Annotated in this window: 19 protein-coding genes; 5 read left to right on the forward strand and 14 right to left on the reverse strand. The window is 25.8% G+C overall.

The annotated features are described in order from the left end of the window. Positions 1-4: 4 nt before the first annotated feature. Entirely contained in the window at positions 5-745 is a 741-nt protein-coding gene (locus R4K56_RS09230; protein ID WP_335769208.1) for an energy-coupling factor transporter transmembrane component T family protein, read from the forward strand. Positions 746-801: 56 nt separating this feature from the next. Here the strand turns inward: R4K56_RS09230 and R4K56_RS09235 are convergent, their stop codons facing one another. From R4K56_RS09235 to R4K56_RS09275, 9 genes are all read right to left on the reverse strand, one after another. Beyond that, the gene (locus tag R4K56_RS09235) at positions 802-3009 is read right to left on the reverse strand and encodes a transcript cleavage factor (protein ID WP_335759438.1); all 2208 of its coding nucleotides are present in this window, start codon (positions 3007-3009) and stop codon (positions 802-804) included. Between the two features lie 5 nt (positions 3010-3014). Continuing rightward, complete coding sequence (locus tag R4K56_RS09240) at positions 3015-3995, reverse strand: tetratricopeptide repeat protein (RefSeq protein WP_335772416.1); 981 nt, start codon at positions 3993-3995, stop codon at positions 3015-3017. A gap of 187 nt (positions 3996-4182) precedes the next feature. Next, entirely contained in the window at positions 4183-5424 is a 1242-nt protein-coding gene (gene hutI / locus R4K56_RS09245) for an imidazolonepropionase (protein WP_335772415.1), read from the reverse strand. A 202-nt stretch (positions 5425-5626) separates the two neighbouring features. Further along, on the reverse strand, positions 5627-6334 hold the full coding sequence (locus tag R4K56_RS09250) for a phosphatase (RefSeq protein ID WP_335759436.1): 708 nt from the start codon (positions 6332-6334) through the stop codon (positions 5627-5629). Positions 6335-6342: 8 nt separating this feature from the next. Continuing rightward, on the reverse strand, positions 6343-6966 hold the full coding sequence (locus R4K56_RS09255) for a cytidylate kinase-like family protein (protein ID WP_335759435.1): 624 nt from the start codon (positions 6964-6966) through the stop codon (positions 6343-6345). A 160-nt stretch (positions 6967-7126) separates the two neighbouring features. Beyond that, a complete protein-coding gene (locus tag R4K56_RS09260; RefSeq protein ID WP_335772414.1) occupies positions 7127-8122 on the reverse strand; it encodes an alpha-1,2-fucosyltransferase in 996 nt (331 codons plus the stop codon). 354 nt (positions 8123-8476) lie between these two features. After that, the gene (locus tag R4K56_RS09265) at positions 8477-9277 is read right to left on the reverse strand and encodes an AAA family ATPase (protein WP_335759434.1); all 801 of its coding nucleotides are present in this window, start codon (positions 9275-9277) and stop codon (positions 8477-8479) included. 2 nt (positions 9278-9279) lie between these two features. Then, the gene (locus R4K56_RS09270; protein ID WP_297296204.1) at positions 9280-9474 is read right to left on the reverse strand and encodes a hypothetical protein; all 195 of its coding nucleotides are present in this window, start codon (positions 9472-9474) and stop codon (positions 9280-9282) included. Positions 9475-9595: 121 nt separating this feature from the next. Then, entirely contained in the window at positions 9596-10870 is a 1275-nt protein-coding gene (locus tag R4K56_RS09275) for a tetratricopeptide repeat protein (protein WP_335772413.1), read from the reverse strand. Positions 10871-11479: 609 nt separating this feature from the next. Between R4K56_RS09275 and R4K56_RS09280 the strand changes: the two genes are divergently transcribed. Next, entirely contained in the window at positions 11480-12490 is a 1011-nt protein-coding gene (locus tag R4K56_RS09280) for a hypothetical protein (protein ID WP_335772412.1), read from the forward strand. 257 nt (positions 12491-12747) lie between these two features. Here R4K56_RS09280 and R4K56_RS09285 read toward each other — a convergent pair whose 3' ends face one another. The 3 genes from R4K56_RS09285 to R4K56_RS09295 form a co-directional block, all read right to left on the reverse strand. After that, the gene (locus R4K56_RS09285) at positions 12748-13737 is read right to left on the reverse strand and encodes an AAA family ATPase (RefSeq protein ID WP_335769215.1); all 990 of its coding nucleotides are present in this window, start codon (positions 13735-13737) and stop codon (positions 12748-12750) included. 29 nt (positions 13738-13766) lie between these two features. Further along, a complete protein-coding gene (locus R4K56_RS09290) occupies positions 13767-14255 on the reverse strand; it encodes a BatD family protein (RefSeq protein ID WP_297297710.1) in 489 nt (162 codons plus the stop codon). Positions 14256-14338: 83 nt separating this feature from the next. Then, entirely contained in the window at positions 14339-15085 is a 747-nt protein-coding gene (locus R4K56_RS09295; protein WP_335769217.1) for a hypothetical protein, read from the reverse strand. A gap of 296 nt (positions 15086-15381) precedes the next feature. Here R4K56_RS09295 and R4K56_RS09300 point away from each other — a divergent pair, with 296 nt between their 5' ends. The 3 genes from R4K56_RS09300 to hdhA all read left to right on the forward strand — a co-directional run bounded on the left by R4K56_RS09300 (position 15382) and on the right by hdhA (position 17568). Then, the gene (locus R4K56_RS09300) at positions 15382-15975 is read left to right on the forward strand and encodes an MATE family efflux transporter (RefSeq protein ID WP_335772411.1); all 594 of its coding nucleotides are present in this window, start codon (positions 15382-15384) and stop codon (positions 15973-15975) included. A gap of 159 nt (positions 15976-16134) precedes the next feature. Then, a complete protein-coding gene (locus R4K56_RS09305; protein ID WP_335772410.1) occupies positions 16135-16701 on the forward strand; it encodes an MATE family efflux transporter in 567 nt (188 codons plus the stop codon). A 63-nt stretch (positions 16702-16764) separates the two neighbouring features. Further along, entirely contained in the window at positions 16765-17568 is an 804-nt protein-coding gene (gene hdhA / locus R4K56_RS09310) for a 7alpha-hydroxysteroid dehydrogenase (protein ID WP_335757161.1), read from the forward strand. A 198-nt stretch (positions 17569-17766) separates the two neighbouring features. Here hdhA and R4K56_RS09315 read toward each other — a convergent pair whose 3' ends face one another. Together R4K56_RS09315 and R4K56_RS09320 are read right to left on the reverse strand one after the other, a co-directional pair. Further along, positions 17767-18162, reverse strand: coding sequence for a hypothetical protein (locus tag R4K56_RS09315; protein ID WP_335772409.1), 396 nt, complete (start codon positions 18160-18162; stop codon positions 17767-17769). A gap of 8 nt (positions 18163-18170) precedes the next feature. Further along, the gene (locus R4K56_RS09320) at positions 18171-18707 is read right to left on the reverse strand and encodes a GrpB family protein (RefSeq protein WP_335772408.1); all 537 of its coding nucleotides are present in this window, start codon (positions 18705-18707) and stop codon (positions 18171-18173) included. Positions 18708-18780 lie beyond the last annotated feature (73 nt).

Consider the following 18780-nt stretch of genomic DNA (forward strand, 5'->3'; position numbering starts at 1 on the left):
AATCATGACTAAAAAATTTGATCCAAGAACAATCTTCTTATCAACATTATTCCTTGCTGTATCTTTAATAGTAATGAATAATATTAATCAAACTATATTTTGTGCTGCAGCAATATTGATGCATGTAATTATTATAGGTGTAAATATAAAAAATATATTAAAAATATTTTTAGCTTCTATATGGTTATTACTATCAATTATACTTATAAACTATTTTCTTATAGGCAGAGATATAGGATACATAGCAAATACAACTTTCAGACTATTCGGTATAATCATATTGGCAGCAGTTACATTATCTTCTATGGACATAATGGATATAGGTTTTGCCATTGAAAAAATATTCTATCCTTTAAAATATTTGAAAATCCCAATAGAAAGTATCAGTATTATAATAGCATTATCTTTAAAATTCATACCTCTTATAAAAGATGAGGCTTTAAGAATAAGAAAGGCTCAAAAAGCTAGAGGATTGGATTATAAATTAATGTCATTAGGTGAAAAAATATCTAATATAGCAAATCTTTTTATACCAATAGTTATTTTAGCTATACAATCATCAGTAAAAACTGCTGTAGCTATGGAAGTAAGAGGATATAGTGCACCTTATAAAAAGACAAGATTATATGAATCATTCATAAAAATGAAAGATATTATGTATATATTATTCAGTATTATATTTTTAGTATTTATTATATTAATAAGATTAAATTTTATAAAAGTTTTAGAAAATATAAAGATATAATAAAAGGGCTTCACTTTACAGTAAAACCCTTTATATATATTTTTATTATGACAGAATTATATTTTCCAATCTGGGAAACGTTTAATAACAGCTGATATTATATCTGTTTTATAATGCTGCTCTAAGTTTACTAATTTTTGGAATTCGCTGAATATAATTTTAACATCTTCTTCAGACTCATTTTCTATAAATTTAAGTAAATAAGCCTTATCAAATACTAAATCATATACAACCTTCAAAAGTTTTCTAGCTTGAGCAGAAGTTTCTTTCTTATCAACCATTTTTGATAAGTGAGGCATAATACTCAATAAACCTATCATAAGAGAATTTTTATTTATCTTAATATCGCCTTCTATATCATCATAATATTCACCGTCTAATATCTTCTGAGCAAAATATACGAATGCATCAGGATATTCTCTATAATGAAGGAAAATATCATCTATAGTTTTTGCCAATAAATCAACTTTACCGTCAGCAAATAATTTGTTTACTATAAGATAAGTATTTTTTACTTGAGAAGAATACAATATCTTTAATATTATATTGTAATAATCATCTTTTCTTCCGTCCCAAATAGCTTTAATAAATTTCTCTCTATAGTTAGAAGAAGGCAATATCTCATAAACATGAGTGTAATCATCTATATCCTTAACTATATCTGCAAGAACTGGTATATCTTTATCATAATCAGACTGACTTCTTAAATATATAGTACTTACTATTCTAGCATCATTAGGTGATTTCTTGTCTTTAGAAATTTTAACAAAGTAATCATTCATTTCTCTAGCTTCATCAGAATTCAAATTAGGAGTATAAGTTAAATATTCCATATATATTTGATATCTTTCAAAGAAATCATCTGTATTATTAAATTTAGATAAACATTCAGCATCATAAGTTTCAGCTTCTTCATTATAAAGGAAAGTATTTTTATCTAATTTAACAGTAGTAGATGCCCTAACAGATTTTTTAGCAGTTTCCAACCATTTAGTATAAGAAGCCTCTGGAACAACTACAGCTGGCTGAGAAGTAAGTTCCTGCTTCAAATCTTTTGTTGTAATAGTTTTTTTATACTTCAATATAATAGTTAAAAGTTCTGTAGGATTTTCTTCTGCTATTTTCTTTATCTCATTTAATCTATATGCTTTATAAACATTTATATCATCGCTAGGCAAAGTAGAAAGAGATTGTATAGCCATATCAAATGTCATTTTTCTAACATCTTCTTGAGATACAAATTTTATCATTAAGAAATTTATATCAATAGCTTTAATCTTACCTACTCCGAAATTTCTATGAATAACATATTTATCAACATCATATTGTATATATTTTTCAAATATTTCTATACATTCTTTAGGTTTTTTATTAACATTAGTTATTGAAGATATTTCCTCTATTTTTTCAAAAAGCGTATGATTAGGATATAATGCTTTATAAACATCTACAAGTCTATGTCTAAAGAATTTAGCTTTTTTATTATTTTGAGCTACTATATTTTGTTCATAATTAAGCAAATTCTTTATAGTTTTCAATGCTTCATTATATTTATTATTTTCTAAGTAATAGAAAAATATGATTTTCCAAACATCTATCATTATATTAGAATCAACCAATGCCTTTAAAGCGTTTTCATGTTTTAATAAATAATTATAGTTGTCAGGTTCATACTGCAATACTTTTTTTATATCACTTTCAGCATTGCTTCTTTCTCTTAAAAGATTTCTTTCAAAAGCAATTTTATAATAATGTACAGCACTATTAATATCTCCAGCCATTTCTTTGGTATGAGCTATTTTTTCTGGTAGTTCCGGATTTGAAACATCAAAACGTATAAGTCTTTCCCAAATTTCTAAAGCCTCTGCTTCTCTATTAGTGTTTTGATAATAATTAGCCAAATATCTTAAAGCATAATCGCATTCATAATATTCATCTAAAATTTTCTGTGCAATAAATTCAACAATATTCCACTTCTTAGCATTTTTAAAAATACCTAAAAGTCTATCTAAACTGCCGTCTGTATAATTTTGTATTTTTAAATGCAAAAGTCCATTAGCATACAATGCTGATATATGATTAGAATTTTTATCTAATTGTAATTTAGCAGTTTCTATAGCAGCATTTATATCATTAGTATCATTTATTTCATTAATTACAGCAGCTAAATCAAAAAAGTATTTAGTTGTATAATTAAGTAATGGCTTTCTAGTAAATGTTTCTTCTGAGAATATATTTTCCAATTTTTGTAGAGCTTCTGACATAGTTATCACTCCTTATCTAATATTTTTATATAGTATTGTAGCAAGTCCTTGTCTATCATAGCCATTTTTCTGCCCCATACCTTCACTTCTTCAACATCTGAATCATTCTGTCTCATAATAAGATATGTTGTCAAAAATGCATAAGAAGCCAAAAGTTTAGGAGCAGTAATTTCTCTTAACTTTAGCTTTCTATAGTCAGCTTCCAACCTAGATATCCTTTTCCTCAAATCAAATTCCTCCTTTTCGCTCAAAGGTCTTTTCACATCTAGTATATTCATAAGCTCACCATAAGCACTCATCCAAAGTATTATTTCTTCTTGACTATTATTATGAACACCTCTTTTTATTATAATGTCTCTAATCTCTCTCAATATTTCTAAGCTAATATTTTCAAATTCTATACTTAAAGGATCATAGAACAATGCCTCTCTTATATACAATTTACACTTTTTTTCATCGCCTAATATATTATAAATCATAGCAATAAAGCTTAGTGTTTTTGAATTATAAGGCTCTATTGTATTTAAATATTCATAAGATTTTAATGCTCTAGAATAATCCTTTAACTCTATAAAAGCATTAGAAAGTAAATGCAGTTCCTCCGTGCTTTCAATATCATCAGTGTTTCTTTCCATTATTAATTCTATAGTTTTATTATAGACATAATAATGTATAGCGTTAATTGCTACCAGATTCTCATCATAAGACTTACTTACTACAAAAATACTGAATTTCTTATATGTAGAATCTAAAAGTTTACAATATTCTACGCAATTTCTCTCTACACTTTTAAATTTATCAAGTCTGTTAATCCAAAACTTAACGCAGGATATATTTTCATATAAATTAGGGCTTTCAAAATCCATAGACATAATTCTGTCAAAATCTTCCATAGATTCATTAAATAAGCCTCTTTTTAATTTATTTTCAATAATATTGAAAATATCCTTAACAGACTCCTTCCTAGAAAATAATTCTTCTTCCATTATATTTAATATATAATTCTCCCTTCATAAATCTAAAAACGTACAGAGATATATACGTATATTTATATAATATAATCAAATAAAAGTAAATTGTCAAGTACAAATAATATTTTTATACCCTTATTAATAATACTATACAAAGAAACATTATGTAGATTAAATGTAAATTAATTTAATATAATTTTACTTAGACTTCTGATTTGCTGTAAACCAACTCTCCTGATTTAAAAACCATATTACACAAATTATTATCCAAAGTATAAAGCAAGAAATGAAGACTCTTTGAATTCCACACTACAATATCAGCCTTTTTACCAATTTCAATAGTTCCTATCTCCTTTCCCCTATTAAGAGCACAAGCAGCATTAATAGTTACTGCATTCAATATTTCCTCTGGGTTTAATCTGTATATTATATATGCTAATTTCATAATAAACTGCATATTTAAAGTTGGACTGGAGCCTGGATTATAATCTGTTGCTATTGCAATAGGTATGCCGCATTCAACCATATATCGGGCTCTAGCATAAGGCATTCCCAAATAAAAAGAAGCATTAGGCAATAGTACAGCTATTACACCTTGTTTTTTTATTGTTTGTATAGACATATCATCTGCCATAATCAAATGTTCAGCACTTATAGCATTAAATCTTGCCGCTAAATAAGAACCTCCGCTAGTTTCTAATTGATCTGAATGAACTTTTATACCCATATTATATTTTTGAGCTGCTGTTAATACCGTATCTGTTTCTTCCATATTAAGTCCGCAATCCTCACAAAATACATCACAAAATTCTGCAAGACCTAATTTTGATATTTCTGGTATCATTTCATTACATATTAAATCTATATAAGCAGATCTGTCATTTTTATATTCATTTGGAATTACATGTCCGCCCATAAATGTAGATATTATGCTAATCTTATGATTATCATTCAATTTTTTCATAACATTTAATATCTTTATTTCATCTTTTAATGTTAATCCGTAACCGCTTTTACCCTCTACGGTTGTGGTACCATGTCTTAACATACTATCTAATATAGGTATTGATTTTTTATAAAGAGTATTTTCTGTCTGTTCTCTAGTATCATTTACTGTTGAAAGTATCCCGTATCCTGATTTTATTATTTCAGAATAGCTCATATGACCAGTAATGATATTATACATTTCTTCTTCACGTGAACCGCCGTATATAAAATGTGTATGACAATCTATCAAACCAGGAGTTACTAAGGCACCATTAGCATTAATTGTTTTTTTAGCTTTTTCTGTAGGAGCTTCTCCGATATATTCTATTAAACCATTTTTTATACCTATAGAAACATCGCTATAAACTTGAACTTTACCTTGATTCTTACCGGATAAACTATTAGTACCTTGAGCAGTTATTAATGAACCTATATTTTTAATAATGATATCAAACATAAAACACCAGCTTAAAATATTAACAATTATAAGTATAGTACTATTTATTGCATAAAACAATACTATAATCACATATTCAATAAAAATAGATAATAATAAAAAAATTATTAGATCATTAATTATAAAACCATATATTTTTACATATATAAAATATAAAAAAAATATTTTTTATATTATTATATATTAATGAACTAAAATATTACTATTTTTCTATATTAAGATAATCCATCAATCTATCATAATCTGTATTAAGTATAAGTTTATCAGGAAAATTAATAGACTCTAATAAATCTATAGAATCTTTATGATCACCAACTTTATACATAGAATGAGCATCAGAAGTTACCACAATAGTAGTTTCATATTTTTTACAAGCCAAAGCAACTTCTCTGCATACAGGGCCGCTTCCAGCTCTTACTTTAAAAGATGATGAATTAATTTCTATAAGTTTATTATATTCTTTACACAATTTGACTATATATTCGATATCAAATGAAAATTTTGGATTTCCGACATGACCCAAACAATCAACATCAGCATTCTTAACAACTTCAGCATATCCATTAGTATGGTCTTTTACAGTAAGAGGCTGTATAGCATCTTCATGATAAGAAGCTATAACAAAATCTAAATAATTAAGCACATTAACACTTAAATCTAATTTTCCGCTATAATCTATTATATTTGCCTCACAACCTCTAAGAAGTCTTATACCATCAATATGATTAGGTAAATTATGCATAGCTTTAAAATGAACTGACTTAGCACCATCACTTGCTGCAGGTCCATGATCTGTTATAGCTAAAGCCAAAAAACCTTTTTCTTTAGCTGATTGCACCATTTCATTAACTGTACTGTATGCATGTTCACTCACTAATGTATGAGTATGTAAGTCAGCTATTATTTTCATAACAATCCTTAACTATCAAGTTTAGCTTTTGCTATTTTTTCTATTATATCTATAGTATTATCAATGCCTATAAAATCACTATTTAAACAAGCATGATAATTTCTAGCATCTCCCCAATTCTTACCTGTATAATAATTATAATGTTTGGACCTTAATTTATCTCTGTCTTTAAGAATTTTCTCAATATTAGCACTATCCAATTTATATTCATTAACTGCACGTTTGATTTTGCTTTCCATATCTGAATAAATAAATATATTTATACAGTTATCCATTCCTTCTAAAACATGATTAGCACATCTTCCAACTATAACACAAGAATGTTTTGAAGCTACTTCTTTAATAACATTGCTTTGAGCAAAAAACATAGTATCCTGTAAAGATTCTCCGTTACCAAACACCATATTTCCAGCATAAGAACCTGTTATTGCAAAATTAAATAAAGAAGCACCTGTCAATTTTTGCTCATTTTCTTTAATATAGTCTGGAGAAAAACCTGTTTTATCTGATGCCATTTCTATTATGGCCTTATCATAAAAAGGTATATCTAATTTTTTAGCAACCATCTCCCCTATATATCTTCCGCCGCTTCCAAATTCTCTACTTATAGTGATAACGATATTTTTACTCATACAAGCATATACCTCCTATTACATTATATTAATAGTTTACCAATATTATTTATATTTGTCAAATTTAAACAACTTCTTTTCTTATATTATGTAGAAATATTTTAACAGAAAAAATCATATAATTTTATTTTTATTAAAAATATATATGTATTAATAGAATTTAATTATTTATTAATGACTGGAAATCATCAGGTCTAATAACTATTTTATCTTTATTTTTATTGAATAAACTTGCTAAATTTCCAAATCCTCCTAATGATATAATCTGATGTTTAGCACTTGATATTAAATAAACATCTAAATGCGGAGGATTTTTTTCTTCATTTATCTTAAATGGAATATTTTTATCTAATTTGGATATTACATTGTCATTAACCCAATTTATATCATCTGAAAAAAAGAAAAATTTAGGGTTATTATCTTTAAATTTATTGTAAATATAATTTATCGACTTTATAAAATAACTAGCATATTCATTATAATCTGAATTAAATATAGTTTTAAATTCTGTCATAACATGACTATCTCCAAGTCTTGCATGTATAGTGATAGAAAAATTATTTTTTAATTCATTATACAATGATAAATTTTCTCCTATAAGACTTTTAAAATGATATTTATCTAAATCTATATCTTTAACTACATCATCAACATTTATATCAAGAATTTTAGGATAACCATTAAGATATATATTTTTTTTAGTTGATAAAATATGATTTATATCATAATTAAAATATTCTTTTACCATATTGCCAAAACATGCTTTATAACAGAATACTTCATCTTCTGTAGCTATATCATAGCTAATATCAGGACATAATTTTAATAACTCAAATGGCCTTTCATGCTTACCATCAATATCTTTATGATGTGTTCTAAACCATGTAAGATCATATTTTATATTAAAATTATAATTTCTTTTTATTGATTCACCAAGAATATATTTTCCAAATTGATCTGCTAAACCGCCAGCAGACTCTATTATAATCATACCTTTTTTGTCATCTTTTATATTTAACCTATCAACAATATATTCTAATTTATACATAGAATTAACTATATCATATAAAATTTTTCTAAAATTATCTCTATGTTTTTTTGAAGGAATAAACCATACTATTTTATTAATAAAATGTTCATAATCATTATAAAACATAATAAAAATCCAAATGAAGATAATTTTTAATAATTATATTAAGATATAGAGAAACATTATTATTCAAAAAAAAGAAATTCAAGATTGAACAAAGAAAAATGCACAAATATACTATGGAACTAGATATCATAATAAATAGCTCCATAATTTATAAAAATTATATTTTTTATGCGATGCGATGCGATGCGATGCGATGCGATGCGATGCGATGCGATGCGATGCGATGCGATGCGATGCGATGCGATGCGATGCGATCGCTATAATATTTTTAATTACAAAATATAAACTCATAATAATAATATATTACACTATTAAATTAAAGTCAAACAAAAAACAACCATATAATGATTTTAATTAGAAGAAATCAGAGAAGGTTTTTTCCCTTGCATTTTCATCTTTCATAACACCTATGTCATATAAATATCTGGTAACTGCTAATGAAAAACCACCCTTTATAGGAGTTTTAGGATAAAGTATTATAATAGGAGTTCTTTTTTGTACTGATATCATTACTTTTTCTTCATCAAATAAAACCGGTCCTAAAAGTACTAAATTAATATCAAGAGAAAATTTTGATGTTACTTTTTTAACTTCTCTATATAAATTGATAGCCCAATCTATGTTTTTTACTTTATTAACTATTAAATACATTTTATCTGTCATATTATTAACATAGATCATTTTCATAAGTCTATAAAGATCTGTAAGGGCTGTTATTTCCGGATTTGCCACTAATATTATATCATCAGACATTTCATAGAAACGCATCATAGGCTGTGTTATGCCTGCAGCATAGTCTATAATAACATAATCATATTCTTCTGCTAACACTTTCAAATCTTTTGCCAAATTAGATAAATTGAAATCATTTTCAAATTGAACAAATCTTTGTATATTAACGCCGGCACTTATAACATCTATACCATATTCACTTCTTATAACACATTCTTTTAATGTTAAAGTACCTTCAAAATATTCCTGTAATTTGGATTGCGGCTTAACATGTAATAAGATAAAAACATTAGAACAGTTAATATCTATATCAAATACTAAGACCTTATATCCCCTAGAAGCTAGTTCTGCAGAAAAATTAACTGAACATAAAGTTTTGCCCGCACCACCTTTACCGCTAGAAAAAGATATTATTCTTCCCATAATTATTGTCCTGTATACAATTTTAATACTTGAGCCACTCTAAGCCTAACATTTTCGTCCCAATCTAATATATGCGGCTTCAATGCTTTAATTACAACTGTTTTATCGGAATTATCTACATTTTTTGCCAACTCATCAAGAGCCTCTAATCTTTTTTCAGCATCTTCATCTTCTAAAAGTGCTAAAATTTCTTTCATAGTTTCTTCCTTTAGAGAACAAAATAAAAATATTCTTCTAATAAATTATACATTATAAAATATTTTTGTCAAAATAAACATTATTTAATTACAATAAAAAAATCTCATAATTTCATAATTATTAATGATTAATTTTTTTTATTGCTTCTTCTTTATTTAATTGAGCTTTGATATAATTAGGATCTATTTCTATAGCCTTATCATAATCTTTTATAGCTTCTTCATATTTGCCTATAATATATTTTACAAATCCTCTATTATTATAGGCATCAGCAGAATTTGGACTAAGCTCTATAACTTTATCATAATTCTTTATAGATTCCTGATAGTTTGATAAATAATAATAAGAAAGTGCTTTATTATAATAAGCATCTATATGATGATTGTCAAATTCTATAACCTTATCATAATCTTTTATAGCTTCTTCATGCAATTCCATATTATTTTTTGCAACAGCTCTATTATAATATGCTTCAACATAAGAAGGTTCTATACTTACAGCCATATCGAAATCTTTTATAGCTTCTTCATATAATTCCAAGCTGCTTTCAGCATTGCCTCTATTATTATAGGCATAAAAATATTGAGGAGAAAGTTCTATAGCTTTATCAAAATCTCCAATAGCTTCTTTATACAAACCTAAATTATATTTTGATATTCCTCTATTATTGTAAGCATCAGTATATTCATCGTATATTTCTATGGCTTTGTTTAAATCTATTATGGCTTCATTGTAAAGTTTTAAACCATTTTTGCATGCCCCTCTATTATTATAGGCATAAGCACTATTAGCTGGCGAGATTTCTAAAACTTTATTATAATAATTAATAGCTTCTTCATACAATCCCATACTTCTTTTTGCATCGCCTATTCCATTATAAGCGTATATATCTGTGTCATCTAATTCTAATACTTTTTTATAATCTTCTATTGCTTCAATATATTTTTTTGAAATAAGTTTTATAAATGCTCTATCGCTGTATGCATCAATATTATTACTATCTAAAATAATAGATTTATCAATATCTTTTATAGCTTCTTCATAATATCCTAAATTACCTTTAGCAAATCCTCTGTCATCATAAGCCTTTGAATGAGTTGGTACTAATTCTATTGTCTTGTCATAATCTTTTATAGCTTCTTCATAAAAACCTAGATTACATTTACAATTAGCTCTGTTATAATAAAGTTCTGAATAATTTTCATCTATTTCAATAGCTTTATCATAATCCTTAATAGCTTCTTCATAAAATCCTAAAGCCTGTTTAGATAGTCCTAAATAATTATATATTTCTGAATTATTAGAATCTTCTTCTAAAGCCTTATTCAATAATTCTATTGAATTTTTATATTGACCTTCTCTAAATAATTTTACACCTTCTTCAAAGTATGACATTTTATTTCCTTATCCTTTATTATTTACCTAACTGTAAAAAATATAAAGCAAAGTATTATTTTGTCAAGCAATTTAGTTTTTTATTATTATGTTTAATAATTCATGAAGATTAAATACTCTTACAAAAAGTTAATATATCAAAACATAATTTAGTATGATTTAGTACTAATTTTGTAATTAACTTTCGCGTAGCGTATCCGAGTTTATCGAGGATATAAAGTTCTTTGACGAAGTCCGCAGAGCGTATGCGGCGGGAAAAAGAACAATAAAAAAATTGACAAACTTAAAAATTCTTAGTATATACCTAAACAACTATACTTTGTCAAAAATAAAATATAATTTTATTTTTTATATTTGGGGCTTTGCCCCAACCCCCAGTTCTTTTGTTGGCACAAAGAACCAAAAAGCCTGCATTTATTGTCTAAATTTAGGTTATGTCATATATTTAATAAGTATATATTTTATATAAAGTTCTAGTAATTGCGTTTTTTGCTACTTTTTTGTGCGGCAAAAAAGTAGATAACATTTACATAAAGTACATCGGTTGACAAAGTTAAAAATTTTTGGTATATATTATATAATATTAAAAAATTATAAAGATAAAAAATTATGATAGACACTATAATACTAAACGATAACAACATAGATGAATACTTTTTATTCACAGACGATTCTACTCTCATAAAATACAATAAAAAAGAAAATAAATATGATGAATTAATAAAACTAGAAAATATAAATTCTAAAAAAGAAATGATAGTTTTAAAATTAATGTATCCATATATTTGCATCACTGAAGAAAGAGGATTAAATTCTTCAGTAGTAAATATAGAAACATTTGAAACTATAAATTTAAAAAGGGAAGATTATCATTCTGATGTATCAAGCTATTCAAATGAATTTTGTATTATTAATAATGAAATACATCTTATTACACAAACAAAATGGAATACTCTTGATATAATGAATTTAAAAACAAAGAAAATGATAACCGATACAAATAGAGATGAGGAAAAATTTTCAATAGATTATTTTCATAGCAATTTATTAGTATCTAAGGATTATAAACATTTTCTTTCTAATGGCTGGATATGGAATCCTGTTGACTGTATAAGTTATTTTAATATTGAAGAGTTTTTGAAAGAATATGAGAAATGCCAAGTAGATATTGTTAATGAATATATAAGTGGTTATAATTGGGACAGACCTTTAACTTTTATAAATAATAAAATATTTGTTTTGGCTTGTGATAATACAAATTTTGATGATGAAGATTTCATTTATAATCAATTAAGATTTTACAATATAGATGATATAAAAATAGATAACAGCGACAATAATGAATATAAATATTTAGAAATCTATAAATCTATTAATGCCAATTTATTTAGTTTAGATGAATATAATGAAGTGCATGGAAAATTATATTATTATAGAGATAATTTAATAGCATTAGATTCAAAAAACAATAATATCAATATATATAATCTAAACAATAATACATTAAAAAATATTTGTACAATACCAAGTAATAAAACTTATTTCAGCGATAAATTTGGAATTATATATTATATAAATAATGATATTATAAAAGAAATAAATATTGAATGTTATTTATAAAAATATTATTTTTTATTTTAAATTTGGGAACTTTTTAAAGTTTAATTCGTCTAACAATATACATAATAAACAAAACATAAAAAATTAAGGAGGTTTATGCTTATGTTTATTATGATTTTATTAAATATTAATAATTAATATAATATTTTTAATATAAAATATACAATTACATTTATCAAAAAGAAATTAAAAAATTAAGCCTATATATAAAATAATTTATATATAGGCTTTTTATTAAAAAAACAATTGATTATTTTTTAAGGCACATTTATACTAGCTAATAAATTCTCTATTATCATATCGCTGTTAATATTTTCAGCCTGAGCCTCATAACTCACGCTTATTCTATGTCTTAATATCTCATAAGCAACAGCTCTTATATCTTCAGGCATTACAAAACCTCTTCCCTGCATCATAGCATTTGCTTTTGCTGCTTTAGTTAAATATATACCAGCTCTTGGTGAAGCTCCGTATTCTATATATTCAGATTGAAGATTATATTCTTTAGGATTTCTAGTAGCATCTATAATATTTACTATATAATCTAAAAGTCTTTCTTCTATATGTATTTGAACTGCTAATTTTCTTAATTTTTCTATAGTTTCTATAGTAGTTATAGGCTTTAATTCTTCCGGTTTTGAAGATGACATATTTTTAATAATAGTTTTTTCTTCGCTTTTTGTAGGATATTTTACTATAACCTTTAACATAAATCTATCAACTTGAGCTTCCGGTAAAGGATAAGTACCTTCCTGTTCTATAGGGTTTTGAGTTGCAAGAACCAAGAAAACATCTGGAAGCTGATAAGTTGTATCGCCTATAGTAACCTGATGTTCTCCCATAGCCTCCAATAATGCTGATTGTACTTTAGCTGGAGAACGGTTTATCTCATCGGCTAATATTATATTAGAAAATATTGGCCCTTGTTTAGGCACAAAAACAGAATTTTTTATATCATAGATTTCTGTTCCAACTATATCAGCAGGAAGCAAATCCGGAGTAAACTGTATTCTTTTGTATGTTGCATCTATTGTGCTTGCCAAAGATTTAACAGTTAAAGTTTTAGCAAGTCCTGGAACACCTTCTAAAAGAACATGACCATCACATATTATACCCAAAAGAAGTTTATCTATCATATTTTCCTGACCGATAATAACTTTCTTTATTTCATTTTTTATAGCTTGAACAACATCAAGTGCCATTTTAGAGGCTTCAGAAATAGCCTGCAAAGAATTATTTTCTACCATACCAACTTTCCTTTAATCTCAATTTATTATTAATTTATTTTTTTACTATCAAAAGCTTTTTTATTCCATTTATATTGATCTCTTATAAACTTATAAATCAAAAATGCAATAAGAAGTATTATTACCCATTGCCCTACCATAACTATTATAAACCAAGAACTAAAAACTCTTATATTATATTCTTTAATTAATTGTTCTTCAGGTACTAAACTATTTCCTCTTTCTATATTATAGTATGTAGCTTCTAATTCCGGTATTTTTAATTTTCCTTTTCTAAGAGGCTTTAAAGTATATGTAATTTTATAATTCATTGTAGCAATTTCACTATCTTTATGTATAGTTTCTGTTTCTATTCTTTTATTAATAACTTCAAAATCACTTATAGCATTCTCATTTATACCAGAAGCTTTAAACTTTCCTGCATCTCCGGTATAATACAAAGAATATTCTAAATTCTGCCACATATATAAACTTTTCTTGTTTACTTTTTCTTCTACTATAACAATAGGATATAGCATACTTGTAATCATTAAAAATAAAAATATATAATATTTAATCATCAATGTAGATTATATAAAAACTTAAAAAAAGTCAATACTAATTATCTTATGAATCTATTAAAGTCAAAGGTATATGATAAAGAAGCTCCTATACCAAAGTAGAATCCGCTTGCTAGCTGTTCCAAATATGGAGTAAAGTTCAATGAAAGACTGGCATCACTATTCAATACTAAATAAATACCCAATCCTAAATGATTAAGATATAAAAACGCGCTATTATAAAAATCATAAGCTATATGATATTCTAAATATATACCGGCAAGTGAGAAACCAAATAATGAACCCGGATATACTCCCAAAGCAGTTTTAAGCCTAATAGATTCAACTACTCCTCTAGGATCATTAAAATACATAGGAAGTTCAAAATTGGCATACATAGTAAGGAAGTCGCCCAAACCTATTAAATAGTGAATTTGAGGATTAAGTCCGAATTTCTGTTTAGATGATCCGGGAAATAATACTTCAATAGCACCTATAAAACCATTGAAAAATTGGAATCTTGGCATTATAGAGAATTGAGGCTCTCCTTCAACACCGACACCTACTTCCGGAATATATGTAAGAGGTAAAACTCTTGCAAATATATCAAAATTTCTGAGTATACCAAAATTTATCATAATAGGACTTGATAAAGTATATTTCTTTGTACCTATTCTATCATTATTTAAATAAACTGTTCCGCCAAGACGTAAAGCTCCTGTCATACCTGTATACATCTTATATGGAAAAGAATAAGCTAATGCAGATAGTATTAACATTAAAATAAATACAAATAAAAACTTTTTCATACTTTCTATCTTCTTATTTCTATAATAATACACTTTATACTATACTAATATAATATATTATATAAAAAATATCAATAAACAATTTTCATTACTTATACAATAAAAGTTACTATTTACGATATTTTAACAAAAATATTAGTACAAAATTTGACTTTTACGCCATTTATACTATAATATTTCGCAAGTTCATCGGAGGACTTATTGGAAATAAAAATACCAAAGGTTGGATAAGATGTCTAATTATTAGATTTCTTATCCAACCTTTTTTGTTTTTAAAGTTTTTAGGAGTATTATTTATGGATATGTTAAAAACAGATGTAAAAAAAATATTTTTGAAATATTTATCTGCAAGTTTTGGAAGTGCTTTAATTGTTGCCATTTACTCTATAGTTGATGTTGCTATGGTTGGTCAATATGAAGGAGATAATGGAGCTGCTGCATTAGCTGTATTTGCACCTATATGGAATGTAATTTATAGTATAGGCCTATTATTTGGTATAGGAGGTTCTGTACTTTTCAGTAAAGCGAGAGGATCTGGAGAATATCAAAAATCAAATGTATTTTTCACAGTATCTTTTATAGGTTTATCTATTATAATTACTATTGTTTGGATATTTACATTGTTATTTGAAGATAATATACTTTATTTTCTTGGTGCTGATGATGTATTATTAAATTTAGCTAAAAAATATTTCCTTCCAATAAAAATTATTCTTCCATCATTTGCTTTCAGTCAGTTTTTTGCTTCATATTTAAGAAATGATAATGCACCTATAAAAGCCACTGTAGCTGTTATAGCTGGAGGAATATTTAATGTATTTGGCGATTACTTCTTTGTATTTGTATGCGATATGGGTATATTTGGTGCTGGTCTTGCTACTGCCATATGACAAATAATCACTGCTTCTATTTTAATATCACATTTATTTACAAAGAAAAATACTTTACAATTTACCAAAATAAATAATTTTTTATCATTATCAAACAATATAGTATCAATTGGATTTTCTACATTCTTTATAGATATAGCAATGGGAATATTATCTTTAATGTTTAATAATCAAATAATGAAATATTTTGGTGCTCCTGCTTTGGCTGTTTATTCTGTTATAATAAATATTAATATATTAGTTCAGTCATCAGCTTATGCAATAGGACAAGCATCTCAGCCTATAATATCAATAAATTTAGGGGCTGACAAAATGGATAGAATAAAATCAGCATTAAAATGCAGTATAATAACAGCTTTAATATTAAGTATAGTATCTACTTTATTTACATACTTTAATACTGACTTCCTAATGAAAGCATTTATGAAACCTTCCGAAGAAGCAATGTCTATATCAAAAAATATTATGAGAGCTTATTTTATATCGTTTTTAATTTTGCCTTTTAATGTGTATTCAACATATTATTTCCAGTCCATAATGAAGCCTGCATGTTCTTTTATAGTTGCTATATCAAGAGGATTAATCATAAGCGGGATATTAATATTTGTACTTCCTTTATTGTTTATAAAAGAAACTATATGGTATGTTATGCCTATTACAGAAGTTTTAACATTTATTATTGTTATAGTGTTTTTTATAAAATATAGAACTATATATTCAAAATAATTTTGATTAATTATAGCAATATTAATTTTATTTAATATACTATAATATAAGGAGGATACAGTAATGAAACTTTTAGATAAAAAAATAGCATTAGTAACTTCATCTACAAGAGGTATAGGTTTAGCTTGTTCAGAAAAACTTGCTGAAAATGGAGCTAAAGTTTATTTGGCTGTAAGAAGACTTGAAGCAGGAAAAGAAGTAGCAGAAAAAATCATAAAAAACGGAGGCGATGCTGACGTTGTATATTTTGATGCTACAAAAGAAGAAACTTTTACTTCTATGATTGAAGATGTTGTAAAAAAAGAAAATAGAATCGATATACTTGTAAACAACTTCGGTACTACTGACACTAATAAAGATTTTGATTTAGTTAATGGCGACACTGAAGCATTCTTCAAAATAGTTAATGAAAATTTGAAAAGTGTTTATTTACCTTCAAAAGCTGCTGTTGCACAAATGCTAAAAACAGGAGGCGGAAGCATTATTAATATATCTTCTGTAGGCGGAATATTCCCTGATATGTCAAGACTAGCTTACGGCATATCAAAATCTGCAATAAACTTCCTTACTAAAAACATAGCAGTGCAGTATGCAAGAAACAATATAAGATGTAATGCTGTACTTCCCGGATTTGTAGCAACTGATGCAGCAATGGAGAATATGTCAGAAGATTTTCTAAAAATGTTTTTGAAAAATGTACCATTAAACAGACCGGCAACTCCTGAAGACATAGCAAATGCTGTGTTATTCTTTGCAAGCGATAATTCATCATTTATAACCGGAGAAACTATGCCTGTAGCAGGAGGTTTCGGACTTCCTTCACCTATGTACAGTCAATATATGGATATGGGCGGAAAAAGAGGATAAAAAATAATAATTAATATAATGATAGGGCATGATTAATTAAAATTATGCCCTATTAAAAAATTATTAATTTTATAAGATTTATGTATATTATATGTTTACGTTTATGTTAACATTTTATCACATAAACTCAAACAATAAAATTACCACAATAATACTGTAATTCTTATATAATTAATTAATTTTCATATAAAAAAATCATTAATAATCATATTCAGGCATATATCCATTATCAACAGATATAATTTTCATTGAAAAAGACAATACAAACTCTATTATAGGCTCAACTCCGCCATAAGGATAACTAATGGGATTAAAATATAAGAATGCTGTATTATTTTCTATTTCTTTAATTTCTTCAAAATAATATTCACCGTTGCCTATACAATCAAATATATCTTCATAATCCCATCTATCACCAGATGAAAAAATATCCAACTCTTTATCAGTATAAAAATTCAAAATATTTTTATCATTATAAAGGTCTGGTATTTGCAGTTCTTCATCTTTAAGAGATTTAATATATAAAAATAAATCTTTCATTCTTAAAAAAGATTCTCTGTCATTAATAAAAAATTTAATAAAACAATATCTCATAATATTTATCAATTCTTTCTATAAAATTCTAATGCTGTTTGTTCAGTGTCCTTTATAAATTTATCTTTATAATTGCAATATAATTCAATATCATTATTACAATTTTTTAAAGCTTCCAATTTTATTTTAACATATTCTTCAGCAATATTTTTATTTGCTCTTAAAAAATCTCTGAAAGCTAAATGTCTTTCAATATCGAATTTATTATTAATATCAAATATATGTATATGGGAAAATCTTTTTTGGGTACCATTATCATCGATATAATCTTTCATAAAAAATCTTCTCTTTGCTATTCCATTTTCACCCATAGCTTTATAACCAATATCAGCAAAATCATCATTATAACTATCAACTTTATTTATATCATCAACTACAGCTAGTATATCTATAATAGGTTTTGCTTTTAAATTTTCTATTGATGTGCTTCCTATATGATGAATGCTTATAAGTATATCATTAAGAATATTTTTTATTTTTGCTTCTTCATCTATATATAAATTCTTCCAATTAGGATCATAATCAACAATTTCAATTATTCTCATTTACAAACTCCTAAATTTATATAAATTATATTATTATAAAAATCATACTTATCAAATATATTAATTTTTGTAT

Origin of the sequence: Brachyspira pulli, assembly GCF_036997785.1 — a bacterium.
In the GTDB taxonomy this organism is placed as follows: Bacteria; Spirochaetota; Brachyspiria; order Brachyspirales; family Brachyspiraceae; genus Brachyspira; species Brachyspira pulli.

Bases quoted from the DNA above. Each gene is read 5' to 3' on its own strand.
- R4K56_RS09260 (WP_335772414.1), bottom strand. From the start codon at position 8,122: ATGTTTTATAATGATTATGAACATTTTATTAATAAAATAGTATGGTTT.
- R4K56_RS09320 (WP_335772408.1), bottom strand. From the start codon at position 18,707: ATGAGAATAATTGAAATTGTTGATTATGATCCTAATTGGAAGAATTTA.
- R4K56_RS09290 (WP_297297710.1), bottom strand. From the start codon at position 14,255: ATGCTATATCCTATTGTTATAGTAGAAGAAAAAGTAAACAAGAAAAGT.
- R4K56_RS09270 (WP_297296204.1), bottom strand. From the start codon at position 9,474: ATGAAAGAAATTTTAGCACTTTTAGAAGATGAAGATGCTGAAAAAAGA.
- R4K56_RS09315 (WP_335772409.1), bottom strand. From the start codon at position 18,162: ATGAGATATTGTTTTATTAAATTTTTTATTAATGACAGAGAATCTTTT.
- R4K56_RS09305 (WP_335772410.1), top strand. From the start codon at position 16,135: ATGTTTAATAATCAAATAATGAAATATTTTGGTGCTCCTGCTTTGGCT.
- R4K56_RS09235 (WP_335759438.1), bottom strand. From the start codon at position 3,009: ATGTCAGAAGCTCTACAAAAATTGGAAAATATATTCTCAGAAGAAACA.
- R4K56_RS09230 (WP_335769208.1), top strand. From the start codon at position 5: ATGACTAAAAAATTTGATCCAAGAACAATCTTCTTATCAACATTATTC.
- R4K56_RS09300 (WP_335772411.1), top strand. From the start codon at position 15,382: ATGGATATGTTAAAAACAGATGTAAAAAAAATATTTTTGAAATATTTA.
- hutI (WP_335772415.1), bottom strand. From the start codon at position 5,424: ATGTTTGATATCATTATTAAAAATATAGGTTCATTAATAACTGCTCAA.
- R4K56_RS09265 (WP_335759434.1), bottom strand. From the start codon at position 9,277: ATGGGAAGAATAATATCTTTTTCTAGCGGTAAAGGTGGTGCGGGCAAA.
- R4K56_RS09285 (WP_335769215.1), bottom strand. From the start codon at position 13,737: ATGGTAGAAAATAATTCTTTGCAGGCTATTTCTGAAGCCTCTAAAATG.
- R4K56_RS09240 (WP_335772416.1), bottom strand. From the start codon at position 3,995: ATGGAAGAAGAATTATTTTCTAGGAAGGAGTCTGTTAAGGATATTTTC.
- R4K56_RS09255 (WP_335759435.1), bottom strand. From the start codon at position 6,966: ATGAGTAAAAATATCGTTATCACTATAAGTAGAGAATTTGGAAGCGGC.
- R4K56_RS09295 (WP_335769217.1), bottom strand. From the start codon at position 15,085: ATGAAAAAGTTTTTATTTGTATTTATTTTAATGTTAATACTATCTGCA.
- R4K56_RS09250 (WP_335759436.1), bottom strand. From the start codon at position 6,334: ATGAAAATAATAGCTGACTTACATACTCATACATTAGTGAGTGAACAT.
- R4K56_RS09280 (WP_335772412.1), top strand. From the start codon at position 11,480: ATGATAGACACTATAATACTAAACGATAACAACATAGATGAATACTTT.
- hdhA (WP_335757161.1), top strand. From the start codon at position 16,765: ATGAAACTTTTAGATAAAAAAATAGCATTAGTAACTTCATCTACAAGA.
- R4K56_RS09275 (WP_335772413.1), bottom strand. From the start codon at position 10,870: ATGTCATACTTTGAAGAAGGTGTAAAATTATTTAGAGAAGGTCAATAT.